Here is a 24867-nt window from a genome sequence, read left to right on the forward strand (position 1 = left end):
ATATATTACTATTTACACCTGCTCACGTAGAGCATCAATGGTTAGTTTAGCTTGTTGCTTAAAATGAGAGCGCTCAGACGTTTTGATCGGTGATGCTTGCGGCAAAGGAACTTTCATTGCATTTACAGCTCGACCATTTTTTATCAATTCATAATGAAGGTGCGGGCCTGTTGAACGACCAGTATTTCCACTTAAAGCAATCTTATCTCCCATTGAAATTTTCTGTCCTTTTTTGACCAAAATTTTACTCAGATGTAGATAACGAGTTACATATTCACGACCATGCTTAATCACTACATAGTTGCCAGCTAATGGATGATGTAGCGCTCGAACCACAACGCCATCACCCGTTGCGTAAACTGATGTTCCTACTGGAGCAGCAAAATCGGTTCCATTATGTGGGGAAGTTCTGCCTGTTACTGGATGTTTACGATAAGGGTTAAAAGATGAACTGATCCTAAATCGCTTATGAGTCGGATAACGATCAAATGCTCTATTTAAGCTTCTTCCTTGCATATCATAATAGTGACCATCAGTATGCTTAAGTAGGGTTATATCCCTATTACCATTTTTATATAAAACGGCTTTTACTTCACCTGAAGATATCGCTTTACCGTCAATAAACTCTTTATCGATCTCTACTGCAAATTTATCCCCTTTACGTGCTTCCTTGCCAAAGTCAAATTTCCACTGTAATTGTTTTGCTAATGTCTGGATTTGCCCCGGTGTTAACCCTGCTGAACGAGCTGAATTATAGAAATTACTCGTTACTCTTCCTGTCAGAAATACAGGTTTAATTTCCCCTTTTTCTTCTTGCTGAGTAAAGGTATATCTATCATCACTCCACGTATAAATATCAGTATCTTTAATATTACGATGGATTTTCAATTCAATCAGCTTTCCAGCTTCATTTTGTTGCCATTCTAGATCAGCACCAACACGCATATTTGCTGCTGATTTATTCACTCCTAGCAATGCATACATATCAGACATCGGTAGAGCATACTGATTAAAGATCTCTCCTAGAGTTTCACCAGAAGCGACTGTATGCGAATGACGAATATCTTGAACATCAATATGTTTATCAAGTTCATCTTTAGGCGCATTAAAGTCAGGATCATCAGGTTCAAAAATTGTTTCTACTGGTTCACTATTTTGATCTGCCAAGGTTTGTAGGTTATCACTCGATAACTTAATCTCATTTCTTGAATCTGTAGTTGAAACAGCATCAAAGCTATGAGTCGGCTCCCAGATTAAAATAACACAAGTAAATAGGGATAAAGAGACTAAAGCAAATTTGTGACTTTTTGAAAGAGTATTAATTCGTTTTACTACTACATCTTTATATTTCATTGATTTAAACAACGTGTTAGCTCATTACTTATGGTTAATAAAAAATCAAAATAAGCACCTTGTTCATCAGCTTGATGTATTGCTAAAGGATCTAATTCACCTTTATTTACATCTGTTCCTCTAGTAATCGTTGTTACGATTGCTGGTTCAAATTGAGGTTCAGAGAATACACATACCGCTTTCCGTTCAAGTAGTGACGTTTTAATTTTGATCAAAGATTTTGCACCCGGTTTTCTGTCCGGACTCACCGTAAAGTGCCCCAAGTTATTCATTTCAAAATAACGTTCAAAATAACCATATGCATCATGAAAAACAAAATAGCCTTTATGCTGCACTGGTTTTAATTGTTTTGAAATAGTCTCCACTGCCTGTGCTAACTTATTTTCAAAGTTGTTAAGGTTAGACTCATATTTATCTTTATTCAATGGATCATTTTTAGTCAACTGTACGGTTATCTCTTTTGCGACACCTAGAGCTTCCTTCGGACCTAACCAAAAATGAGGGTCAGTACTATGGTGATGATCTCCTTCGTGGGCATGTTCGTCCTCTCCATGCTCATCAAAATGATAAAATTCAACACTTGAAAATTCACTAATAGTGATTACATTTTTTTTATCCGCAATGATTTTACTTAAAAATGGTTCTAAGTCATCACCGTACCAAACAACGATATCTGCTTGCTTAATTTTCTTCACATCAGATGGACGTAAAGCATAATCATGAGGAGATGCACTACTTGAAACTAAATAAGAAGATTCAGATACACCTTTAGTTAATTCTTGAACGATAAGATTAATCGGCTTTACCGACGATAGTACCGTCATTGCCTGAACTGATGTACCACAGAAGGTCATAAGACATAGCAGTATTAATTGTATTTTTTTATTCATTTTCTTCTCTTAAAAAATGTGATGGCGATTGGATTTCTAAAATGTTACATTATAACACTTACTAATTGCAAACGACTCTTATTTAATAATGACTACTTTACTCACTTTACAAGATGTTTGCGTTGTCTTTGATGACCGCCATGTCCTCGATAATATCTCTTTAACTATTGAACCAAATAAGATAATTACGCTTATTGGCCCAAATGGTGCTGGAAAATCCACATTAGTGAAAGCCATTCTGGGCTTACAAAAACCAACAAGTGGATTAATTCAACGAAACAAGAAGCTTCGAGTTGGTTATGTCCCTCAAAAATTACATTTAAATGATTCGCTCCCTCTTTCTGTTCAAGGCTTTTTAAAGTTAGCAGGAAAATACAGCCAACAAGAGCACCTTGATGCTTTAAAATTGGTTGAAGCCGAACACCTTCTTCAATCTAATATGCATAAATTATCTGGTGGTGAATCTCAACGTGTTTTATTAGCAAGGGCCTTATTGCAGCGCCCTGATCTACTTGTACTTGATGAGCCAGCACAAGGTGTCGATGTTCAAGGCCAAATCAGTTTATATGCGCTAATCGAGTCAATTCGTCATCGTTTCAATTGCGCTGTTTTTATGGTTTCTCATGACTTGCATCTTGTAATGGCAAAAACCGATGAGGTGATTTGTTTGCAACACCATATTTGTTGTTCCGGTGCGCCTGAATCTATCTCTAAACACCCCAAATACATTGCTTTATTTGGCCAACAACGAGATCAACAATTAGCGTTTTATCATCATGACCATCGCCATGACCATGATTTATCTGGTGAGCCAAGCGATGGCTCATGCTGCAGTAAAAATAAAAAGGCATAATCATGATTGAATTCTTACTTCCAGCTCTGTTAGCAGGGCTTGGTATTGCGCTACTTGCAGGCCCTCTAGGTTCTTTTGTTGTCTGGCGAAAAATGGCTTATTTCGGTGATACTCTCGCTCATGCTTCTTTATTAGGGTTATCACTTGGTTTTTTATTCGATATTAATTTAAATCTTGCTTTAATCGTGTGCTGTGTAGCCATTGCATTATTATTAGTTACTCTGCAAAAGCAACGTTTAGTAGCAACTGATACCTTACTCGGCATTTTAGCTCATAGTTCTCTATCATTAGGCTTAGTTGCTGTTAGCTTCCTCGATAATGTTCGAGTCGATTTAATGTCTTATTTGTTTGGTGATTTACTTGCCGTTACTTATGATGACCTAATTTATATTTATACAGGCGTTATCATTGTTTTAGGCTTGATATACATCGTATGGAGGCCACTGCTTTCATCAACGATTAGTGAAGAGTTGGCTCAAGTTGAGGGAGTAAATGTAGATTTAATGCGTTTAGTCTTAATGCTAATGGTTGGGTTAGTTATTGCTATTTCAATGAAGTTTGTTGGAGCGTTGATCATTACGTCATTACTGATCATTCCTGCGGCAACTGCGAGACGTTTTTCTCGTTCACCAGAACAAATGGTTTTACTGGCTTCTATTTTTGGTTGTATTGCTGTTATTGCAGGTTTAGCTCTGTCATGGCACTACGATACACCTGCTGGTCCTTCTGTGGTTGTTTCTGGTGCTGCTATATTTATGTTAAGTCAGCTAAAGAAATCTACCCAATAATCACGTTTACAAAGCATAATCATTACTGCAAATAAAAAGAAACCCCAAACTCGTTAAAGTTCGGGGTTTTATTTTATTCTTTAGAGCTTAGTCGTTATTACCAACCAGTCACTTCACGAAGTGCTTTACCGATATCTGCAAGACTTTTGACTGTCTTAACACCAGCTTCTTCAAGTGCTGCAAACTTATCTTCAGCTGTACCTTTACCACCAGAGATAATCGCACCAGCATGCCCCATACGCTTACCAGGAGGCGCAGTAACACCAGCAATGTAAGAAACTACTGGTTTAGTTACATTATGTTTAATGTACTCAGCCGCTTCTTCTTCCGCTGTTCCACCGATCTCACCAATCATTACAATTGCTTCTGTTTCTGGATCTTCTTGGAACAGTTTTAAGATATCGATAAAGTTTGAACCAGGAATTGGATCACCACCGATACCAACACACGTTGATTGGCCAAAGCCTTCATCTGTTGTTTGCTTAACTGCTTCATAAGTCAGCGTACCTGAACGAGATACGATACCAACTTTACCTTTCTTATGAATGTGACCTGGCATGATACCAATCTTACATTCATCAGGAGTAATAACACCCGGACAGTTAGGACCAATCATTACTACGCCTTCAGCATCTAGACGAACTTTAACGTCAAGAAGATCAAGTGTTGGAATGCCTTCTGTAATCGTTACGATAAGCTTAATGCCTGCATCGATTGCTTCAAGGATTGCGTCTTTACAGAAAGGAGCCGGTACATAAATAACAGAAGCCGTTGCGCCAGTTGCTTCTACAGCATCACGAACGGTGTTAAATACAGGCAGGCCAAGATGAACTTGACCGCCTTTGCCTGGTGATACACCACCAACCATTTTTGTGCCGTAATCAAGTGCTTGCTCAGAGTGGAACGTACCTTGACCACCAGTGAAACCTTGGCAGATAACTTTTGTATCTTTATTAATTAGTACAGACATTATTTGCCCTCCGCAGCAGCAACAACTTTTTCAGCTGCTTCAGTTAATGAAGTAGCCGCAATGATATTTAGGCCACTTTCAGCCAGTTTTTGTGAACCAAGTGGTGCGTTGTTACCTTCCAGGCGAACAACAACAGGAACTTCTACACCCACTTCTTCAACAGCACCGATGATGCCATCTGCAATTAGGTCACAACGTACAATACCACCAAAGATATTTACTAGAACGGCTTTAACGTTACTGTCTGATAGAATAATTTTGAACGCTTCAGTTACACGCTCTTTTGTTGCACCGCCACCAACATCAAGGAAGTTAGCAGGTTGGCCACCGTGTAGATTTACGATGTCCATTGTGCCCATAGCAAGACCAGCACCGTTAACCATACAACCAATGCTACCATCAAGAGCAACGTAGTTTAATTCCCACTGTGCAGCATGCGCTTCGCGCTCATCTTCTTGAGATGGATCATGCATTTCACGCAATTTTGGTTGACGGTACATTGCATTTGAATCAATGTTAATTTTACCATCTAGACATAGAAGATTACCTTCTGCTGTCACAACAAGAGGATTAATTTCCAATAGAGCTAAATCGTACTGAGCAAACATGTTGCCAAGACCTAAGAAGATCTTAACAAATTGCTTAATTTGATCACCAACAAGACCCAATTTAAATGCTAATTCACGACCTTGGAAAGCTTGAGGTCCAACTAACGGATCAATCGCAGCTTGGTGAATTAACTCTGGCGTTTCTTCTGCAATCTTCTCGATATCCACACCACCTTCAGTAGATGCCATGAAAACGATGCGACGCGTAGCACGGTCAACAACCGCACCTAAATATAATTCATTTGCAATATTTGATGCTTCTTCAACCAAAACTTTAGTTACTGGTTGGCCGTTAGCATCAGTTTGGAAAGTCACTAGATTTTTACCTAGCCACTTTTGAGCGAACTCTTTAACGCCTTCTTTCGTATCATGCAGTTCAACACCACCCGCTTTACCACGGCCACCGGCGTGTACTTGACATTTTACTACTTTCTTAGCAGTACTGATTCGTCCTGCTGCTTCAAAAGCTTCTTGTGCTGTATCGCATGCGTAACCTTCAGGTACAGGAAGGCCATATTCAGCAAACAGTTGCTTTGCTTGATATTCATGTAAGTTCATTATGTTCTATCCATTTTATGTTATTCCCTTTAATGGGAATTTTTAATGTCCTAAGACGCTCTAAGGCATCTTTCTATTTTTATCCAATAATGAAGTTGAATAAGAGGCTGCCGTGAGCATGGCAGCCTTTGTTTATAACTAAAAGTTTACTATTAAACGTCTAGTAGTAAACGAGCAGGATCTTCAAGTAACTCTTTAATCGTTACTAGGAAACCTACTGATTCACGACCATCGATTAGACGGTGGTCATAAGATAAAGCAAGGTACATCATTGGTAGAATTTCTACCTTTCCATTAACTGCCATTGGGCGGTCTTGGATTTTATGCATACCTAGAATTGCTGCTTGTGGTGGGTTAATAATCGGTGTCGACATAAGCGAACCAAATACACCACCATTGGTAATAGTAAAGTTACCACCGATTAAATCTTCAACCGCTAACTTTCCGTCACGACCTTTGATTGCAAGCTCTTTGATGCCTTTTTCAATATCAGCAAAGCCAAGTGCATCACAGTCCTTAAGTACTGGAGTTACCAAACCACGCGGCGTTGATACCGCCATGCTGATATCAAAATAGTTATGATAAACAATATCATCGCCATCAATTGATGCATTCACTTCAGGGTAGCGTTTAAGTGCTTCAGTTACTGCTTTCACATAGAAAGACATGAAACCTAAACGTGTACCATGACGCTTTTCAAACTGCTCTTGATACTGCTTACGAAGTTCCATGATTGGCTTCATGTTTACTTCATTAAACGTTGTTAGCATTGCTGTGTTATTTTTTGCTTCTAACAGACGTCTTGCTACTGTTTTACGAAGACGCGTCATTGGCACGCGCTTTTGACTACGATGTGCTAACGCTTCTGCTGGCACTTCCGCTGATTTTTCAGCTTTTGGTGCTGCTTTTAATGCTGCAACGTGTGCATCAACATCTTCACGAGTAATACGGCCACCAACACCAGTGCCTTTCACATCGGATGAAGCAATATCATGCTCACCTAAAAGACGACGAACTGCAGGGCTTAAAGCATCATTACTCTCTTCAGATAAAGAAGCTGTATGGCGCTTATCAGGAGAAGGTTGAGTATCATTTGTTACATCTTTTGTTGGTTCTCCAACAACTGCACCCGGCTTAAGACGTGCAATTAATTGCTTAGAAAGAACCGTTGCACCATCTTCTTCTAAAATCGCTTCTAGTACACCAGCTTCAGGCGCTGGTACTTCAAGAACCACTTTATCAGTTTCAATGTCTACAAGTATTTCGTCACGCTCAACTGCATCACCAGGTTTTTTATGCCATGTTGCTACAGTAGCGTCTGCTACAGATTCAGGTAAATCTGGAACCAGAATTTCGATTGTCATATCCGTTTTCCTATACTTTCTAGTTCTTATTTAGGGTCAGAGCGTCTTCAACTAACGCTTTTTGTTGTTTCACGTGCACTGACATATAGCCAACTGCCGGAGAGGCAGATGCCGGACGTCCTGCATAATGTAAGATTGCATTGTTTGGTAATGCCGAACGGAAGTTATGTTGGCTTGAGTACCAAGCGCCTTGGTTTTGAGGCTCTTCTTGACACCAAACATAATCCACTACATTCGTGTATTGTGCGATAGCTGCTTCTACTTCTTCTTTAGGGAATGGGTAAAGTTGTTCAATTCGAACAATCGCAACATCATTTTGTTCATTCAGACGACGCTGTTCTAGTAGGTCAAAATATACCTTACCCGAACAGAACACGACACGTTTTACTTGTGCTGGGTCTAGCGTATCAATCTCTGGAATCGCTGATTGAAAAGTGCCTTCTGCTAGATCTTCTAATGACGATGTACACAATGGATGACGAAGTAATGATTTAGGTGACATTACAATCAATGGGCGACGCATTGGACGTACAACTTGGCGTCGTAACATATGGTAAACCTGCGCAGGTGTCGATGGAACCACCACTTGCATATTTTGTTCAGCACACATTTGTAAGAAGCGCTCAAGTCGTGCAGATGAATGCTCTGGTCCTTGACCTTCATAGCCATGTGGTAACAGCATTGTAAGACCACACATACGGCCCCATTTTTGTTCACCCGATGAAATAAATTGATCAATAACAACTTGAGCACAGTTAGCAAAATCACCAAATTGTGCTTCCCAAATCGTTAAACCACCAGGCTCAGCCGTTGCATAACCGTATTCAAACGCAAGTACTGCCGCTTCTGATAGTACAGAATCATGCACTTCGAATGGACCTTGCTTATCATGAATATTAGCCAAAGGTACATAAGTACTTGCATCTGATTGGTTATGAAGAACTGCGTGACGGTGGAAGAAGGTACCACGGCCTGAGTCTTGACCTGTAATACGAATACGCTTGCCTTCATCGACTAAGGTTGCATAAGCCAGTGTTTCTGCCATACCCCAATCAATTGCTTTTTCACCAGCGACCATAGATACACGGTCATTACACATTTTGTTTACACGACTATGTAATTTATGACTTTCTGGATACTGACAAACACGTTGACCAAGCTCAAGTAGACGCTCTTTGTCAAACTCATTTGCCCACTCCATATTCCAGTCATGACCAATAAATGGTGACCAATCTACATTATGCAACTGCATTGGACGCCATTCTTTAACAACAACTTCACCATGATCGAGTGCATCACGGTATTCATTAATTAATTGGGTTGTTGTTTCTAATCCAAGCTCTTGACGTTCAACTAACGTATCTGCGTAAATTTTACGAGGTGTCGGATGTTTTTTAATTTTTTGATACATCAATGGCTGTGTTGCATTTGGCTCATCAGCTTCATTGTGCCCATGACGACGGTAACAAACTAAATCAATCACAACATCACGTTTGAATTCATTTCTGTAATCCAAAGCAATACGAGTTACGAAAGCGACAGCTTCTGGATCATCAGCATTAACATGGAAGATTGGAGCCTGAACCATTTTTGCAATATCAGTACAATATTGTGTTGAACGTGTATCTTTTGGATTCGATGTCGTAAAACCAACTTGGTTATTAATAACAATACGAACCGTACCACCCACTTGGAATGCGCGAGCCTGAGACATATTAAATGTTTCAGCTACTACACCTTGCCCCGCAATCGCAGAGTCACCATGAATAGTAATAGGAATGACTTTATCACCAGTGGTATCGTTTAAACGATCTTGACGAGCACGAACCGAACCGATAACCACAGGGTTAACAATTTCAAGGTGAGAGGGGTTAAATGCTAACGCTAAATGTACATTACCACCTGCTGTTGCAAAATCAGAAGAGAAGCCTTGGTGATATTTAACATCGCCAGTTCCCCATGATTCACCATGTTTGCCCGCAAATTCATCAAATAAATCTTGAGGTTTTTTACCTAGAACATTAATAAGCATGTTCAATCGGCCACGGTGAGCCATACCAATTACGACTTCACGACCACCATTTTCACCAGCACGACGAATAATTTCTTTCACCATTGGAACCATGGCATCGCCACCTTCCAATGAGAATCGCTTCGCACCTGGGAATTTAGCGCCTAAATATCGCTCTAGGCCTTCTGCTGCTGTTAATTCTTCAAGAAATGTTAGTTTCTCTTGATCTGTAAAAGTTGGATTACCTGCTACAGATTCTAAACGATGTTGGATCCAACGCTTCTCTTCAGTATTCGTGATATGCATGTACTCAGCACCTACTGAACCACAGTAAGTACCACGTAATGCTTTATACAGATCTGAGAGTTTCATTGTCTCTTGCCCTGAAGCAAAAGAACCTACATTGAACGTTTCTGCAAAATCTTCGTCATTTAAATTATGAAAAGAAGGTTCTAATTCAGCAACATATTCATGTTGTTGTAGCGCTAATGGGTCTAAATTTGCATTTTGATGACCACGAAAACGGTATGCATTGATTAACTGCAATACTCTTACTTGTTTAGCATCTACATCTGGATCATTAACTTGAGCACTAACTTGCTTTGTTTCTTTCGCAAGACGACGGAAATATTCTCGTACAGGGGAATGGGCCTGCTCAGATACACCAGTACTTTCAACTGGAAGCGTATCAAAAACTTCTCTCCATTCATCGCTAACGATTTCCGGGTCACTGAGATAGAGTTCGTAGAGATCTTCTACGTACGTTGCATTAGCGCCAGCTAAATGTGAAGACTCAAACCATGCCTTCATCACGCTATTCTGCATTATTTTCCCTTAATCCAGTAGTTTCACGTCTATCCCGGTCTTTTCTGCCGGGCTTATAAACCTCAACTAATATATGAGTAGTCATGTATTAATTGAGGAGATAATAGTTATACCGCTTTTTTCAAAAGCATAGTTTTTATATGACCAATTGCTTTTGTTGGGTTTAACCCTTTAGGACATACACTTACACAATTCATTATGCCATGGCAACGAAAAACACTGAAAGCATCATCTAAATTAGACAAACGTTCATTTGTCGCTGTATCACGACTATCAATTAACCAACGGTATGCTGCAAGTAGACCTGCTGGTCCGATGAATTTATCTGGGTTCCACCAGAATGATGGGCATGATGTTGTACAACATGCGCACATAATACATTCATACAAGCCATCTAAATGCTCGCGCTCTTCTGGAGACTGTAAGTTCTCTCTTGAGGGAGGGGTAGCACCATCATCAATTAAGAATGGTTTCACCTTCTCATAGTTCTCATAGAACTGCGCCATATCGACAATAAGATCACGAACAACAGGAAGTCCTGGTAACGGGCGAATAATAAGATCACCGCTACCAATCAAATCCGATAATGGCGTAACACAAGCCAAGCCATTTTTACCGTTCATGTTCAAACCATCAGAACCACATACACCTTCACGACATGAACGACGGAATGATAAAGTAGGATCTTGCTCTTTAAGTAGGATAAGTGCATCAAGCACCATCATATCTGAGCCTTCTTCTACTTCTAACGTATACGCCTTCATATGAGGAGCATTATCTACATCTGGGTTATAACGGTAGATTGAAAAATTTAATTTCATCTTTCTTCCCTCTCTTAATACGTACGCGCTTTAGGCGGAAATGCTTCACGATGGATAGGTTCCATGTTTACACCACGCTTAGTCATTGATTCTGTCTCAGGGTTGTATACTGAGTGGCATAACCAATTTGCATCATCACGCTCAGGGAAGTCGAAACGAGCATGCGCACCACGACTTTCAGTGCGGTAGTTAGCCGCTACTGCCGTTGCAAACGCTGTTTCCATTAAGTTTTCTAATTCTAAACACTCAATACGCTGCGTATTAAACTCTGTTGATTTATCTGCAAGATACGCATTTTTAAGACGTTCACGAATCACTTTTAGTTCTTCAAGCCCTTTTGCCATTGCATCACCTTCACGGAATACCGAGAAGTTATTTTGCATACATTGCTGTAAGTCTTTACGAATTTGAACTGGATCTTCACCGCCTGTACTATTTTCCCAGCGATTGTAACGCTCAAGGGAAGCTTCAATATCTGCATCAGTCGCAGGTTTTGCTTCTGCTTGCTTTTTCAAAGTTTCACCTAAGTGTAGACCAGTTGCACGCCCAAACACGACTAAATCAAGTAATGAGTTACCACCTAAACGGTTTGCCCCATGAACAGATACTGATGCGATTTCACCACAAGCAAATAAACCTTGAATTTCAACATCTGCACCAGAGTCATCTTGTTTAATCGCCTGACCTGAAACTTGTGTTGGTACGCCACCCATCATGTAATGACAAGTTGGAATTACTGGGATTGGTTCTTTTACTGGATCTACGTGAGCAAAAGTACGAGACAACTCACACACACCAGGTAAACGAGATTCAAGAGTTTCTTTACCTAGGTGATCCAATTTAAGTTTAATATGAGGACCCCAAGGACCATCACAGCCACGGCCTTCACGAATTTCAACCATCATAGAGCGAGCAACAACGTCACGGCCGGCTAAGTCTTTCGCGTTTGGAGCATAGCGCTCCATGAAGCGCTCACCATCTTTATTCAGTAGGTAACCACCTTCACCACGACAACCTTCCGTTACAAGAACACCAGCCCCTGCGATACCCGTTGGGTGGAACTGCCACATTTCAATATCTTGCATTGGAACGCCAGCACGAATAGCCATACCAACACCATCACCAGTGTTGATGTGTGCATTGGTTGTTGATGCGTAAATACGACCCGCACCACCCGTTGCTAGAATTGTTGCTTTAGATTTGAAATAACATACTTCCCCAGTTTCCATACAAAGAGCAGTACAACCTAAAATTGCACCATCTTCATTTTTAACTAGATCAAGTGCATACCACTCTGAAAAAATCGTCGTTTTATGCTTAATATTCTGTTGGTACAACGTATGAAGAAGAGCGTGACCCGTTCGGTCTGCAGCTGCAGCTGTTCGTGCTGCTTGCTCACCACCAAAGTTTTTAGATTGACCACCAAATGGGCGTTGGTAAATAGTTCCATCATCAAAACGAGAAAAAGGTAAACCCATTTTCTCCAATTCAATTACTGATTCTGGGCCATTTTTACACATGTATTCGATAGCGTCTTGGTCACCGATATAATCAGAACCTTTAACCGTATCATACATGTGCTGTTCCCAATGGTCTTCATGTGCATTACCAAGAGCTACGGTAATTCCGCCTTGTGCGGACACGGTATGAGAACGAGTTGGAAACACTTTTGATAACAAAGCACATGAAAGGCCTTGCTCTGAAATTTGTAATGCAGCTCGCATACCTGCACCACCAGCGCCGATCACCACGGCATCAAATTCTCTAACTGCAATGCTCACTACACACCCCACACAATAATTAAACCAGAGAAGAAATATCCTAATAACACTGAGACTAAACCAAGTTGAAGCAGAGCACGCAACATTACTGGTTTGATATAATCAGTGAGAACTTGCCATAAGCCAATCCATGCATGAATGATGATGGAAAAAAGCGCTAGCAGAGTAAAGACTTTAGTGAACATGCCACCAAAGAAGTTAGTCCATGATAAGTAAGTTAATTCTGGGCCAAATACACAGAAACCAACAATATAAAATGTGTAGAGGGTAAGAATGATCGCACTAGCACGAATTAAAATAAAATCGTGAACACCGTTACGACCGAAGGAAGATACATTAGCTACCATATTAATACTCCTGCTAAAAGAGATAACACTGCTGTAATTGCAAAAGCAACCTTAGCGCTTTGAGTACCTGATTCGAGCTCTTCAAAATGCCCCATATCCATCAATAAATGACGAATACCTACCACAATATGGTAAGCCAGAGCAGTTAGAATTCCCCATAGAATAAAGGTAATAAAAAAGCCATCGACATAATCAGCAGCTTGTTTAAATCCAATAGGCGAGGAAAGCGATAGGTTTAATAACCAAAGCAGTATTCCAACAGAAACAAAAGTAATTACACCACTCACACGATGTAAAATAGAAGCGATAGCCGTTAAGGGAAAACGGATCGTTTGTAGATCTAGATTGACAGGTCTTGACTTTTTAACTTTCACAAGGGGCTCACTCAGCTCCATTGAGCATTTTATTGTTATAGATACCTCTGAGCTATCAAAGCCACTAAATTTAACATTTTAGCAACTTTTCGTGTGAGCAACATCTCTTTGTACTGTCTAATTGTTAATTAAGACTCTATTTATAAGTAGATGAAAATCACGCCAACCCTATATAAAATAAGGGATAGAACAGAAACTCAGCCGCAGTATACGATGTGACACATCTGATTACAAACCTATAAATAATACCTACATCACACCACAGAAAATTAACTTTCTTTTCATTAAAAATATAAACAAGTGCACACATAAGCACACAAAAATTGACATTAGCCCGTGTAATGGGTACAAAGTTGTCACTCTCATATCCGGGATAAAATAAAAATATAACAAAAGGAGAATGTTATGGCAGATAAAAAGGCAACACTTCATATTGAAGGTCAAGCGCCTATAGACATGCCAATCATGGAAGGAACGATTGGGCCTGAAGTGATCGATGTGCGAAAATTAGGAGCAAGTGGTTACTTTACTTTTGACCCTGGTTTTCTTGCCACTGCATCTTGTGAGTCTCAAATAACTTATATCGATGGTGACAAGGGTGTTTTATTACACCGTGGTTTTCCAATTGATCAACTAGCCAACAACGCAGATTACTTAGAAGTCTGTTATATACTTTTGAACGGCCAAGCACCAAGCCGTGAAGAATATGAAGCATTTAAAGAGATAGTCACTCGCCATACTATGGTACATGAACAAATCTCAAGCTTTTTCCATGGATTCCGTCGCGATGCTCATCCGATGGCGGTAATGTGTGGTGTTGTTGGTGCATTAGCCGCTTTTTATCATGACTCATTAGATGTTAGCAATGATGAACACCGTGAAATTGCAGCATTTAGACTACTTTCTAAAATGCCTACCCTTTCGGCAATGTGTTACAAGTACTCTATCGGTCAACCATTTATTTACCCACGTAATGATCTAACTTACGCAGAAAACTTCTTACACATGATGTTTTCAAATCCATGTGAAGAATACGAAGTTAACCCTGTTGTTGCTCGTGCAATGGATAAAATCTTTACTTTACATGCAGATCACGAACAAAACGCATCAACATCAACAGTTCGTTTAGCTGGCTCTTCAGGTGCCAATCCATTCGCTTGTATTGCTGCTGGTATTGCTTCCTTATGGGGCCCTGCTCATGGTGGTGCAAATGAAGCATGTTTACGTATGCTTGAAGAGATTGGTTCAGTAGATAATATTGATGAATACGTGGCAAAAGCAAAAGACAAAGAAGACCCGTTCCGTCTAATGGGCTTTGGTCATCGTGTTTACAAAAATTATGACCCACGCGCGACCGTAATGCGTGAAGCTTGTCATGAAGTATTACAAGAGTTAAACATTAAAGACCCACTACTTGATGTAGCAATGGAACTTGAACGAATTGCGCTTTCTGATGAATACTTTGTTTCTAAGAAGCTGTATCCAAACGTAGATTTTTACTCAGGTATTATCTTAAAAGCGATTGGTATTCCTGTGTCTATGTTTACCGTTATCTTCGCACTGTCTCGTACTGTTGGTTGGATTGCACACTGGAGCGAAATGCACAGTGATCCAAATAACCGTATCGGTCGTCCGCGTCAACTTTACACTGGTGAAGAGCTTCGTGAATTTAAACCACTTCATGAGCGTGAATAGTTTAGATCTTAAATTCAGAATCGAATTTAAATCATTAGACTTATAAGCAAAAAAGGTTGATGTATTAGCATCAACCTTTTTTATTATTCAATAATAGAAACTATACTGGATTATCAATATCAATAAACTCCACATCAAAACCGTGCTCTTTCGCTAACCATTCACCCAGAGCCTTAACACCATAGCGCTCGGTCGCATGATGACCAGCGGCAAAATAGTGAATACCTAATTCACGCGCGATATACGTCGTTCTTTCAGATATCTCACCAGAAATAAACGCATCAATTCCTTGTTGTGCAGCTAACTCAATGTAATCTTGTCCACCACCAGAACACCAGGCCACCGTTTTTATCTCTTTATCAACATCAGGTGTTATATGTAGAGGAGCTCTGCTCAATACTTGATGAATTCGCTCACCTAACTCTTCGCCAGATAACGCAGCTTCAAACTCTCCTTTCATTGCAATAGATTGAGGCGTTGCTTCTAATCCTTCCACATTTGAAATAGAGAATAAACGGGCTAATTCTGCATTGTTACCTAATGTAGGATGAATATCTAAAGGGAGGTGGTATGCAAACAAATTAATATCATTTTTAATTAAAGAGCGGATACGATTACCCTTCATTCCTTTAATTGATTCACTTTCACCCTTCCAAAAATAACCATGGTGAACGAGCAAAGCATCTGCATTCTTTTCAATAGCCACATCAATCAATGCTTGCGAAGCAGTTACACCTGTAATGATTTTTTTGACTTCATATTTACCCTCAATTTGTAATCCATTTGGGCAATAATCTTTAATTAATTGAGGTTTAAGCTCTTTATTTAATAGCAGTTCTAGCTGAAAATGATTCATTATCATACCTATTTATTTTCGTATACCCATCTAATGTAAGTAAATTACGCAGGAAAAGTGGTCTAATACTTATTTGGATTGATATTAAATGCTGACAGTAATAAAAAAGCAGCGACATGCGCTGCTTTTTATAAAGACTTAACTGGTTTTAAATTACAAACCTGCGTCTTTAAATACGTTACTTACAATCTCTTGAGCTTCTTGCTCAATCAATGCTAAATGATCAGCACCTTTAAAGCTTTCACAGTAAATCTTGTAGATTTCTTCTGTTCCTGATGGGCGAGCAGCAAACCAACCGTTCGCTGTTGTTACTTTTAGACCACCAATAGCTGCACCATTACCTGGAGCATGCGTTAAACGCGCAGTGATCTCATCGCCAGCAAGTGTTGTTGCTGAAACCATTTCCGGAGACAGTTTACTTAAGACTGCTTTTTGAGCTTTATTTGCAACAGCTTGAATACGGTTATAACTTGATTCACCATGCTGAGCAGCTAGCTTGTTGTAGTATTCTTGAGGGTTCATACCTGTAGTCGCTGTAATTTCAGCCGCAAGTAGACACAAAAGAATACCATCTTTATCAGTTGACCAAGGTGTCCCATCAAAACGTAAGAAAGAAGCACCGGCACTCTCTTCACCACCAAAGCCTAAACTGCCATCATAAAGTCCATCAACAAACCATTTAAAGCCAACAGGAACTTCACATAACTCACGGCCTAAATCAGCAACCACTTTATCAATAATCGCTGAAGATACTAGCGTTTTACCTACAGCAACCTCTGGCTTCCAATCAGGACGATTACGATATAAATAATCAATACATACTGCTAGATAATGGTTTGGATTCATTAAACCTGATGGTGTAACAATACCATGACGATCATAATCAGGATCATTACCAAACGCTAAATCATAATCATCTTTTAATGATAATAAGCCAGCCATTGCATAAGGAGAAGAACAATCCATACGAACCACGCCATCTTTATCTAATGACATAAATTGAAATGATGGATCAATCGCTTCACTAACAAGAGTAAGATCAAGCTCAAACTCTTGACCAATTTGGCGCCAATACTCGATGCCAGAACCACCTAATGGATCAACACCTAATTTTAAATTTGCTTTTTGAATCGCTTCAATATTGATTACATTTTTCAGATCATCAATATATGGCTTTACTAAATCCACTTGCTTAACCAGCTCTGACTTCATTGCTTCATTAATAGCAACGCGCTTCACACCACTTAACTCATTAGCAATATAAGCATTAGCTTGATCTTCAATAGCTGTTGTTAATTCACCTTCCGCAGGTCCACCGTGTGTCGGATTATATTTGATCCCGCCATCTTGAGGAGGATTATGCGAAGGAGTGATAACAATACCATCAGCTTTATCATCAAATTTAACGTTATGCGTTAAAATTGCATGAGAAATGCCTGGCGTTGGTGTATAGCCATTATTATCTTGGATAATGACTTCAACACCATTTGCAACTAACACTTCAATGGTTGAAATGAAAGCAGGTTCAGATAACGCATGCGTATCCTTCCCTAAGAAAAGCGGACCTGTTACTCCGTTCTCTTTTCGAACATCGGCAACAGCCTGAGCAATAGCCCAAATATGATGCTGATTAAACGTTGCTTTATCTGCTGTACCACGGTGACCTGAAGTACCAAATTGCACTTTTTGATCTAGGTTAGAAGCATCTGGTTCTAACAAAAAATAGTTAGAAACTAATGCAGGGATATTATGTAGGTCTTCTTGCTGAGCTTTTTGCCCTGCGCGAGGATGTATAGCCATTTGACGATTCCTTGTGACAAATTATTATTTGAGTAATGGCTCAAAGGAAATTAAATTGCCGCGCACACTTTTTCAATTAAATCATGATGGAAGCCCATACGCTCCATCAATAAGTCAACCATATGGCGCTTGCGATTAGTATTTGTATTAGTGATAACCCAAAATGGGGTGCCGTTAATTTCACGAGGCTTAGTTGTTTTACCACTTGCAATCAATGTCTCTTGATTGTCTGCAAAATAAACTCGAGTTCTGCCTTTTACTTCAGTTGCTTCTGAAAAAGCTTTTGAGTCAATTTTATATAATTCTGATAGCACGGTTAGAAAGCGATCAATCGCTTTATCTAATGCTGAAAATTCATCAGAGATTAATAAGGTACGTACCGCTTTAACACGATCTACTGATGCCTCTTTACCCGCATCTTTACTGACTATAATGCCTTTTTTCTGTACTTCAACAGGTGCAGAAATAGCAAGGTCTGAAGGTGATGGCTGCAATAAGAGACGACGTAAAATATCAGAGGCACTTTCACCGATGTGTTGAGTTTGACTCGCAATAAAGCGGTATAGTTCTTCGTCTACTTCAATTGTCTTCATTATATGGTTCGTATTCTATAATCTATTTATGAAGGCACGATTATACCTTGTATAATCGTGATACTCTACGACAAACCTATCACAAAAAAGAAAAATGAAGCAGCTTAACTATAAAGAACAAGGAAATGGGGATCCTTTGATCCTTATTCATGGCTTATTTGGCAATTTAGATAATCTCGGGTTGCTTGCACGACAACTTGAAAGTGATTATCGAGTGATCAGTATTGATCTCCGTAATCATGGCCTTTCATTTCATTCTGATGATCATACTTATCAGTCATTATCTTCTGATGTAATCAGCTTACTTGATCATCTCAGCATTTCATCTGCGCATATTATAGGTCATTCTATGGGTGGAAAAGTTGCGATGGCCCTTGCTGACCAAAAAGCTGACTTAATTAAATCCTTAATTGTATTAGATATGGCACCTGTTGCTTACCCAGAACGAAAGCATGATGCTGTCTTTGCTGGGCTTCAGCATATTATGGATACTCCACCAACAACCCGAAAAGAAGCAGATCAATTACTTGCAACTTCAATTACTGATCCAGGTGTACGTCAATTTTTAAGCAAATCATTATATAAAGACGATAAATTTCTTTCATTACGTTTTAATGTCACTGCATTACTTAACAATTATCATCATATTATCGGTTGGAAGCACATTAGCCCTTTTCAGGGAGATGTCTTATTCATAAAAGGCGAAAATTCTGACTATATTCAACCTGCATACCAACAAGAAATCATGGCTCAATTTCCAAAAGCTAAGGCACATATTGTCAGTGGTACTGGTCATTGGCTGCATGCAGAAAAGCCAGAAACCATTTATCGAGTCATAAATCGATTTCTAGTAAAAGCTGGTAATAGATAATCCATACCAACAAGGTCAAAGCTATGATATAGTTTTGCCAAATTATTCGATCAGATTTAGGTCGCTTACTTAAGATAAAGGGTGATTCATGCTGTATGAACATTTTGATCTCATTGAATCTATTGGATTAGATTTACTGTTTGCCTCGATATTTTTCTTTATCGGCATGGCTATTAAAGATGTATTAAAACAAGCGAATGTCCCCCCTTTTGGCCGAAAAATTGTTTGGCTAGTTCTCTTTTTAGGCTGTACAGGCTTTATTGCAAAAGGGATTATTCAGCTAAGCTGGGAAGGCTCTGGTCTAGGTTAAGTTACTGATCTAATAACATCTATTTTTAATTAATACAGACAAATACAGGTATTCATCATATGGCAAGTGTAGGACTCTTCTTTGGTAGCGACACAGGTAATACTGAAGCTGTTGGCAAGATGATTCAAAAACAGCTTGGGAAAAAGCTAGTTCACGTTCAAGACATAGCAAAAAGCAGCAAAGAAGATATTGATAACTTCGATCTTCTACTTCTGGGTATCCCTACATGGTACTACGGTGAAGCTCAATGTGATTGGGATGATTTCTTTCCTGAATTAGAAGGCATTGATTTCTCAACTAAACTTGTTGCTATTTTTGGCTGTGGTGATCAAGAAGATTACGCTGAATACTTCTGTGATGCTATGGGTAACATCCGTGACATCGTTGAAGCAAAAGGCGGCACTGTAATTGGTTACTGGCCAACTGAAGGCTATGAATTTGAAGCATCTAAAGCCCTAGTTGATGAAGATAATTTTGTAGGTCTTTGTATTGATGAAGATCGTCAACCAGAGCTTACTGAAGAGCGTGTAACTGCATGGGTTAAACAAATCCATGAAGAAATGTGTCTTGCAGAATTAGAAGACTAATTCTCATTATGATGCTCTCTTCTTACTTTTATAATTAAGAAAGTAGAGAGCATTATCTAAACTCTGGTTTTTTCCTCACATATAAAGTTCTATTTACTCGCGCTACTACCTTTCCTTTTTTATCATAGATACACACTTCAAATTTCGGAAAGCATTTTTCTCCACTCTCAGTCAACTGCTTAATTTCTTCAATTTTCTCATTTGAGATCAAAAAATGTGCATTCAAATCACTGGTACCTGGTGAAATAAAATCTATTTCAGACTGCTTATCCCACACGAAGTACTCTTCTCTTAGTATCCCCATTAACATTAACGAAAACACGGGATCTGTCATAGAAAAAATACTCCCTCCATACTGGCTTCTATTTGCATTACGATTCCAAAAGCGATCTTTTAATATCACTCGTACTTCTTGAAAATCAGGCGCAATAGTTTGGATAGATATCCCTGCGCCCCAAAACGGTGGCCAAATATTCAATGCCCTTCTTACGATTTTTGGGGTAAAGTACTTATACATATTTATCATCCTTGATTCTGGTCTGACCTCATCATAATAGTTTTATTAACAAAAGATCAACATCTATTTTTTTGTAAGAGATCGTACAGATAAGGTATCAACTGGATTGAATGTTCCCTATAATTAACTTATTAAAACTGCACAAAAAATCGATGCAGAATGTCAATACAGGAAAAGTCGATGTCAGATAACAACCAAGCACTAAAAAAAGCCGGTTTAAAGGTTACTCTTCCACGCCTGAAGATTTTAGAAGTGCTTCAACAACCAGATTGCCAACACATCAGTGCAGAAGATTTATATAAAAAATTAATAGATATTGGCGAAGAGATTGGTCTTGCTACTGTATATCGCGTATTAAACCAATTTGATGATGCAGGTATTGTGACTCGTCATCACTTTGAAGGCGGAAAATCTGTATTTGAATTAGCAACTCAGCATCACCATGACCATTTAGTTTGCTTAGATTGCGGTAAAGTGATCGAATTCTCTGATGATATCATTGAAGATCGTCAAACAGAAATTGCTCAAAAATATAATGTACGACTAACGAACCACAGTTTATATCTATACGGCCACTGTATTACTGGTGACTGCGTTGATAATAACGAAGCTCATAAAGGTTAATCGTCCACTTTAGAAAATCATAGTCATAAAAAAACCAGCATTTCTGCTGGTTTTTTATTATTTGTTACTTAGTTAAGGTTAACCTTCCCAAGTATCACGTAAGCCTACTGTACGGTTGAAAACAAGAGCCTCTGGTGTAGAGTCTTTATTATCAATACAGAAGTAACCAGTACGCTCAAACTGATAGCCAGCTTCTGCTTCTGCTGTTGCTAAGCTTAGTTCTACAAAACCATTCTTAGTAATCAATGACTCTGGATTAATGCTTTCTGAGAAATCTTCCAGAACTGCAGGGTTTGGCACGTTGAATAAACGATCGTATAAACGGATCTCAGCAGGAATGGCTTTCTCTGCTGATACCCAATGAATAACGCCCTTCACTTTACGACCATCTGCTGGGTTTTTACCTAGAGTTTCTGCATCATAGCTACAGAAGATAGTGGTAATGTTACCAGCTTCGTCTTTTTCAATGCGGTTAGCTTGAATAACATAAGCACCACGTAGACGAACTTCTTTACCAAGAACCAAACGTTTATATTTTTTATTTGCTTCTTCACGGAAATCATCTTGCTCAATGTACACTTCACGAGTGAATGGTACATCACGCTTGCCCATTTCAGGTTTGTTAGGATGATTAGCAACGCTAAGTGTCTCAACTTTACCTTCTTCGTAGTTTTCAATTACGATTTTAACAGGCTCAAGAACTGCCATTGCACGAGGTGCATTTTCATTCAAGTCATCACGAATACAAGATTCTAGTGAACCAAATTCGATCATATTTTCTTGCTTAGTTACACCAATACGCTTACAGAATTCACGAATAGATGCTGCTGTAAAACCACGACGACGTAAACCAGAAACAGTAGGCATACGTGGATCGTCCCAACCATTTACTAATTTTTCAGTCACTAGTTCATTTAGCTTACGCTTAGACATGATCGTGTATTCTAAGTTTAGACGGCTAAACTCATACTGATGTGGTTGGCAATCAATCGTAATATTTTCTAAGACCCAATCGTATAAACGACGGTTATCTTGAAATTCTAATGTACAAATTGAGTGTGTAATGCCTTCAAGTGCATCCGAAATACAATGAGTAAAATCGTACATTGGATAGATACACCACTTATCACCTGTTTGATGATGAGTTGCGAAGCGAATACGATAAATTACTGGATCGCGCATTACGATAAAAGAAGAAGCCATATCGATCTTTGCACGTAAACAGATCGTTCCTTCTTTAAATTTACCATCACGCATTTGCTCAAATAGAGCAAGGTTATCTTCCACACTACGATCACGGTATGGGCTGTTTTTACCTGGCTCTTTAAGTGAACCACGGTACTCACGCATTTGTTCAGACGTTAACTCATCAACATAAGCTAGGCCTTTTTCAATTAGCTCTACAGCGTAACCATACAGTTTATCAAAGTAGTTTGAAGAATAATGAATATCACCACTCCAATCAAAGCCTAACCATTTAACATCATTTTTGATCGACTCAACGTATTCAATGTCTTCTTTTTCAGGGTTAGTATCATCAAAACGTAGATTACACTGTCCCTGGTAATCTTGAGCAATACCAAAGTTTAAACAGATAGATTTTGCGTGTCCGATATGCAGATAACCGTTCGGCTCTGGCGGGAAACGAGTATGGACACTGGAATGTTTACCTGACTTTAGGTCTTCATCAATAATTTGACGGATAAAGTTGGTAGGACGAGTTTCAGTTTCACTCATCTAAAGCACCTCATTGGTATTAGTAATTGCAAAAAGAACAGATTGTTCATATAGCCCTATGATCCACAATTATGCGCCAATACTCAATATATAGAATCAAATAGTTGCTTTATTTACATAAAAAAAGCCGCTCTAAAGAGAGCGGCTTAGTCATTTGAGTTAATTTACTCAATAATTATGGTAATGCAACTGCTGTTAGGTCTTCAGAAGCTGGGATTTTTTTCATTTCGCCAGCTACGATTTCAGCAAGAGGACCAAGGATAACTTGAACATTGTTTGAACCAAGTTTCACTACACCCATTGCACCTAGTGCTTTCAGTTGCTTCTCGCTGATTACGCTAGTGTCTTTAAGAGTTAAGCGTAGACGAGTAATACAAGCATCAATGTTTTCTAGGTTATCGTGACCACCTAGAGCTTTAAGGTATTGCTTAGCTAGTTCACCAGTTTCTTTAGAACCACGAACTGAACTTTCTTCTTCATCGTCGTCTTCACGGCCTGGAGTCTTAAGATTGAACTTAACGATTACAGCACGGAAGATGAAGTAGTAGATTGCGAAGAATACGATACCTTGGATAATTAGCATGTACCAGTTAACAGCTAGTGGGTTACGAGTAGAAAGAACCATATCTACTAGACCTGCTGAGAAACCGAAACCTGCAATCCACTGCATTGAAGCTGCGATGAATACTGAGATACCTGTTAATGCTGCGTGAACTACGTATAGTGCAGGAGCAAGGAACATGAATGAGAATTCAAGTGGTTCAGTAACACCAGTGAAGAACGATGCGAAACCTGCGGCAATCATGATTGATGCTACTTTTTCTTTGTTCTCAACTTTAGCTGTGTGGTAGATAGCTAGTGCTGCACCTGGTAGACCAAACATCATGATTGGGAAGAAACCAGCTTGGTACATACCTGTAACACCTACAGTTGCAGTACCTTCAGCGATAGACTTAGCGCCACCTAGGAAGTTAGGGATGTCGTTAATACCAGCAACGTCGAACCAGAACACTGAGTTAAGTGCATGGTGAAGACCTACAGGGATAAGTAGACGGTTAAAGAATGCATAGATACCAGCACCCGCAGAACCCATACCTTGGATCGATTCACCAAAATGTACAAGGCCACCGTAGATTGCAGGCCATACGTACATTAGTACGAATGCAATTAAGATACCTGCAAAAGAAGTTAAGATAGGTACAAGACGCTTACCTGAGAAGAATGCAAGAGCTTTATGCAGTTCAACAGCAGAGAAACGGTTGTAGATCTCAGCAGATACGATACCAACTAGGATACCAACAAATTGGTTATTGATTTTACCAAATGCAGCAGGAACTGCAGAAGGGTCAATACCTTGAATTTGAGCGACTGCACCAGGTGCAAGAAGTGTTGTTACAACAAGGAAACCAACAAAACCAGAAAGTGCTGCTGCACCATCTTTATCTTTAGACATACCATAAGCAACACCAACTGCGAACAGTACTGACATGTTATCGATGATAGCCGCACCAGCTTTAATTAAAAACGCTGCTAGTGCATTGTTGCCGCCCCAAGCCACTGGGTCAATCCAGTAACCAATACCCATTAAAATTGCTGCTGCAGGTAGTGTAGCAACTGGTACCATCAGTGCTTTACCTACTTTTTGAAAATATCCTAAAATATTCACCTTTAGATTCCCCCTATAAGGATTTTAGATTTTTTTGAATAACGTAATTTCGTTCACTAAAAACTTAT

At 39.3% G+C, this 24867-nt stretch carries 23 protein-coding genes; 7 read left to right on the forward strand and 16 right to left on the reverse strand.

Going from position 1 to position 24867, the window contains the following annotated elements:
• Nucleotides 1-12: 12 nt before the first annotated feature.
• Both mepM and znuA read right to left on the reverse strand, forming a co-directional pair.
• The gene (gene mepM, locus ACU5DF_RS14340) at nt 13-1353 is read right to left on the reverse strand and encodes a murein DD-endopeptidase MepM (protein WP_446713361.1); all 1341 of its coding nucleotides are present in this window, start codon (nt 1351-1353) and stop codon (nt 13-15) included.
• Nucleotides 1350-2243, reverse strand: a complete 894-nt coding sequence (gene znuA / locus ACU5DF_RS14345; RefSeq protein ID WP_446713362.1) for a zinc ABC transporter substrate-binding protein ZnuA — start codon at nt 2241-2243, stop codon at nt 1350-1352. Before znuA ends, mepM begins: the two co-directional genes overlap by 4 nt.
• 88 nt (nt 2244-2331) lie before the next feature.
• On the opposite strand from znuA, the gene znuC reads away from it, so the two are divergent.
• Together znuC and znuB are read left to right on the forward strand one after the other, a co-directional pair.
• Nucleotides 2332-3096, forward strand: a complete 765-nt coding sequence (gene znuC, locus ACU5DF_RS14350; RefSeq protein ID WP_446713363.1) for a zinc ABC transporter ATP-binding protein ZnuC — start codon at nt 2332-2334, stop codon at nt 3094-3096.
• Nucleotides 3097-3098: 2 nt separating this feature from the next.
• Nucleotides 3099-3884 (forward strand): zinc ABC transporter permease subunit ZnuB, encoded by a 786-nt coding sequence (gene znuB, locus ACU5DF_RS14355; protein ID WP_446713364.1) that lies wholly within the window; start codon nt 3099-3101, stop codon nt 3882-3884.
• 97 nt (nt 3885-3981) lie between these two features.
• Here znuB and sucD read toward each other — a convergent pair whose 3' ends face one another.
• The 8 genes from sucD to sdhC form a co-directional block, all read right to left on the reverse strand.
• Nucleotides 3982-4854 carry a succinate--CoA ligase subunit alpha gene (gene sucD, locus ACU5DF_RS14360; RefSeq protein WP_446703455.1) on the reverse strand — a complete coding sequence of 291 codons (873 nt, stop codon included), beginning with the start codon at nt 4852-4854 and terminating at the stop codon, nt 3982-3984.
• Nucleotides 4854-6020, reverse strand: a complete 1167-nt coding sequence (sucC, locus tag ACU5DF_RS14365; RefSeq protein ID WP_045101563.1) for an ADP-forming succinate--CoA ligase subunit beta — start codon at nt 6018-6020, stop codon at nt 4854-4856. The genes sucD and sucC overlap by 1 nt, the downstream gene beginning before the upstream one ends.
• A gap of 152 nt (nt 6021-6172) precedes the next feature.
• Nucleotides 6173-7384, reverse strand: coding sequence for a 2-oxoglutarate dehydrogenase complex dihydrolipoyllysine-residue succinyltransferase (odhB, locus tag ACU5DF_RS14370; RefSeq protein WP_045101562.1), 1212 nt, complete (start codon nt 7382-7384; stop codon nt 6173-6175).
• Nucleotides 7385-7403: 19 nt separating this feature from the next.
• The gene (gene sucA, locus ACU5DF_RS14375; protein ID WP_446713365.1) at nt 7404-10220 is read right to left on the reverse strand and encodes a 2-oxoglutarate dehydrogenase E1 component; all 2817 of its coding nucleotides are present in this window, start codon (nt 10218-10220) and stop codon (nt 7404-7406) included.
• A gap of 107 nt (nt 10221-10327) precedes the next feature.
• Nucleotides 10328-11041, reverse strand: a complete 714-nt coding sequence (locus ACU5DF_RS14380; protein ID WP_045101560.1) for a succinate dehydrogenase iron-sulfur subunit — start codon at nt 11039-11041, stop codon at nt 10328-10330.
• Between the two features lie 14 nt (nt 11042-11055).
• Nucleotides 11056-12822, reverse strand: coding sequence for a succinate dehydrogenase flavoprotein subunit (gene sdhA, locus ACU5DF_RS14385; RefSeq protein WP_045101559.1), 1767 nt, complete (start codon nt 12820-12822; stop codon nt 11056-11058).
• A complete protein-coding gene (gene sdhD, locus ACU5DF_RS14390; RefSeq protein WP_045101558.1) occupies nt 12822-13169 on the reverse strand; it encodes a succinate dehydrogenase, hydrophobic membrane anchor protein in 348 nt (115 codons plus the stop codon). Before sdhD ends, sdhA begins: the two co-directional genes overlap by 1 nt.
• On the reverse strand, nt 13163-13558 hold the full coding sequence (sdhC, locus tag ACU5DF_RS14395; RefSeq protein ID WP_446714249.1) for a succinate dehydrogenase cytochrome b556 subunit: 396 nt from the start codon (nt 13556-13558) through the stop codon (nt 13163-13165). The genes sdhD and sdhC overlap by 7 nt, the downstream gene beginning before the upstream one ends.
• Before the next feature lie 390 nt (nt 13559-13948).
• Between sdhC and ACU5DF_RS14400 the strand changes: the two genes are divergently transcribed.
• Complete coding sequence (locus ACU5DF_RS14400; protein WP_045101556.1) at nt 13949-15238, forward strand: citrate synthase; 1290 nt, start codon at nt 13949-13951, stop codon at nt 15236-15238.
• Between the two features lie 100 nt (nt 15239-15338).
• Here the strand turns inward: ACU5DF_RS14400 and ACU5DF_RS14405 are convergent, their stop codons facing one another.
• The 3 genes from ACU5DF_RS14405 to seqA form a co-directional block, all read right to left on the reverse strand.
• On the reverse strand, nt 15339-16094 hold the full coding sequence (locus tag ACU5DF_RS14405; RefSeq protein ID WP_446713366.1) for a Nif3-like dinuclear metal center hexameric protein: 756 nt from the start codon (nt 16092-16094) through the stop codon (nt 15339-15341).
• Between the two features lie 153 nt (nt 16095-16247).
• Entirely contained in the window at nt 16248-17894 is a 1647-nt protein-coding gene (gene pgm, locus ACU5DF_RS14410) for a phosphoglucomutase (alpha-D-glucose-1,6-bisphosphate-dependent) (RefSeq protein ID WP_446713367.1), read from the reverse strand.
• A gap of 50 nt (nt 17895-17944) precedes the next feature.
• On the reverse strand, nt 17945-18487 hold the full coding sequence (gene seqA / locus ACU5DF_RS14415) for a replication initiation negative regulator SeqA (protein ID WP_045101553.1): 543 nt from the start codon (nt 18485-18487) through the stop codon (nt 17945-17947).
• 94 nt (nt 18488-18581) lie between these two features.
• On the opposite strand from seqA, the gene ACU5DF_RS14420 reads away from it, so the two are divergent.
• From ACU5DF_RS14420 to fldA, 3 genes are all read left to right on the forward strand, one after another.
• Nucleotides 18582-19358 (forward strand): alpha/beta fold hydrolase, encoded by a 777-nt coding sequence (locus ACU5DF_RS14420; RefSeq protein ID WP_446713368.1) that lies wholly within the window; start codon nt 18582-18584, stop codon nt 19356-19358.
• 88 nt (nt 19359-19446) lie between these two features.
• Nucleotides 19447-19668 carry a DUF2788 domain-containing protein gene (locus ACU5DF_RS14425; RefSeq protein ID WP_045101551.1) on the forward strand — a complete coding sequence of 74 codons (222 nt, stop codon included), beginning with the start codon at nt 19447-19449 and terminating at the stop codon, nt 19666-19668.
• A gap of 59 nt (nt 19669-19727) precedes the next feature.
• Nucleotides 19728-20255 (forward strand): flavodoxin FldA, encoded by a 528-nt coding sequence (gene fldA, locus ACU5DF_RS14430; RefSeq protein WP_045101550.1) that lies wholly within the window; start codon nt 19728-19730, stop codon nt 20253-20255.
• Between the two features lie 52 nt (nt 20256-20307).
• On the opposite strand, the gene ACU5DF_RS14435 is transcribed toward fldA, so the two are convergent.
• Nucleotides 20308-20772, reverse strand: a complete 465-nt coding sequence (locus ACU5DF_RS14435) for a DUF4442 domain-containing protein (protein WP_446713369.1) — start codon at nt 20770-20772, stop codon at nt 20308-20310.
• 180 nt (nt 20773-20952) lie between these two features.
• Between ACU5DF_RS14435 and fcrX the strand changes: the two genes are divergently transcribed.
• Complete coding sequence (fcrX, locus tag ACU5DF_RS14440) at nt 20953-21396, forward strand: ferric iron uptake transcriptional regulator FcrX (protein ID WP_045101548.1); 444 nt, start codon at nt 20953-20955, stop codon at nt 21394-21396.
• A 78-nt stretch (nt 21397-21474) separates the two neighbouring features.
• On the opposite strand, the gene glnS is transcribed toward fcrX, so the two are convergent.
• Complete coding sequence (gene glnS, locus ACU5DF_RS14445; protein WP_446713370.1) at nt 21475-23133, reverse strand: glutamine--tRNA ligase; 1659 nt, start codon at nt 23131-23133, stop codon at nt 21475-21477.
• 175 nt (nt 23134-23308) lie between these two features.
• Entirely contained in the window at nt 23309-24799 is a 1491-nt protein-coding gene (gene nagE, locus ACU5DF_RS14450; RefSeq protein WP_045101546.1) for an N-acetylglucosamine-specific PTS transporter subunit IIBC, read from the reverse strand.
• Nucleotides 24800-24867: the final 68 nt, after the last annotated feature.

The organism is Aliivibrio wodanis, assembly GCF_052920805.1.

What these genes read in the sequence shown, in the direction of transcription:
- pgm (WP_446713367.1), bottom strand. Translation starts at nt 17,894, where the DNA reads ATGGCTATACATCCTCGCGCAGGGCAAAAAGCTCAGCAAGAAGACCTA.
- seqA (WP_045101553.1), bottom strand. Translation starts at nt 18,487, where the DNA reads ATGAAGACAATTGAAGTAGACGAAGAACTATACCGCTTTATTGCGAGT.
- fldA (WP_045101550.1), top strand. Translation starts at nt 19,728, where the DNA reads ATGGCAAGTGTAGGACTCTTCTTTGGTAGCGACACAGGTAATACTGAA.
- glnS (WP_446713370.1), bottom strand. Translation starts at nt 23,133, where the DNA reads ATGAGTGAAACTGAAACTCGTCCTACCAACTTTATCCGTCAAATTATT.
- sucA (WP_446713365.1), bottom strand. Translation starts at nt 10,220, where the DNA reads ATGCAGAATAGCGTGATGAAGGCATGGTTTGAGTCTTCACATTTAGCT.
- sucC (WP_045101563.1), bottom strand. Translation starts at nt 6,020, where the DNA reads ATGAACTTACATGAATATCAAGCAAAGCAACTGTTTGCTGAATATGGC.
- ACU5DF_RS14420 (WP_446713368.1), top strand. Translation starts at nt 18,582, where the DNA reads ATGAAGCAGCTTAACTATAAAGAACAAGGAAATGGGGATCCTTTGATC.
- ACU5DF_RS14400 (WP_045101556.1), top strand. Translation starts at nt 13,949, where the DNA reads ATGGCAGATAAAAAGGCAACACTTCATATTGAAGGTCAAGCGCCTATA.
- sucD (WP_446703455.1), bottom strand. Translation starts at nt 4,854, where the DNA reads ATGTCTGTACTAATTAATAAAGATACAAAAGTTATCTGCCAAGGTTTC.
- ACU5DF_RS14380 (WP_045101560.1), bottom strand. Translation starts at nt 11,041, where the DNA reads ATGAAATTAAATTTTTCAATCTACCGTTATAACCCAGATGTAGATAAT.
- ACU5DF_RS14435 (WP_446713369.1), bottom strand. Translation starts at nt 20,772, where the DNA reads ATGTATAAGTACTTTACCCCAAAAATCGTAAGAAGGGCATTGAATATT.
- sdhD (WP_045101558.1), bottom strand. Translation starts at nt 13,169, where the DNA reads ATGGTAGCTAATGTATCTTCCTTCGGTCGTAACGGTGTTCACGATTTT.
- ACU5DF_RS14425 (WP_045101551.1), top strand. Translation starts at nt 19,447, where the DNA reads ATGCTGTATGAACATTTTGATCTCATTGAATCTATTGGATTAGATTTA.
- znuB (WP_446713364.1), top strand. Translation starts at nt 3,099, where the DNA reads ATGATTGAATTCTTACTTCCAGCTCTGTTAGCAGGGCTTGGTATTGCG.
- ACU5DF_RS14405 (WP_446713366.1), bottom strand. Translation starts at nt 16,094, where the DNA reads ATGAATCATTTTCAGCTAGAACTGCTATTAAATAAAGAGCTTAAACCT.
- fcrX (WP_045101548.1), top strand. Translation starts at nt 20,953, where the DNA reads ATGTCAGATAACAACCAAGCACTAAAAAAAGCCGGTTTAAAGGTTACT.
- odhB (WP_045101562.1), bottom strand. Translation starts at nt 7,384, where the DNA reads ATGACAATCGAAATTCTGGTTCCAGATTTACCTGAATCTGTAGCAGAC.
- znuA (WP_446713362.1), bottom strand. Translation starts at nt 2,243, where the DNA reads ATGAATAAAAAAATACAATTAATACTGCTATGTCTTATGACCTTCTGT.
- znuC (WP_446713363.1), top strand. Translation starts at nt 2,332, where the DNA reads ATGACTACTTTACTCACTTTACAAGATGTTTGCGTTGTCTTTGATGAC.
- mepM (WP_446713361.1), bottom strand. Translation starts at nt 1,353, where the DNA reads ATGAAATATAAAGATGTAGTAGTAAAACGAATTAATACTCTTTCAAAA.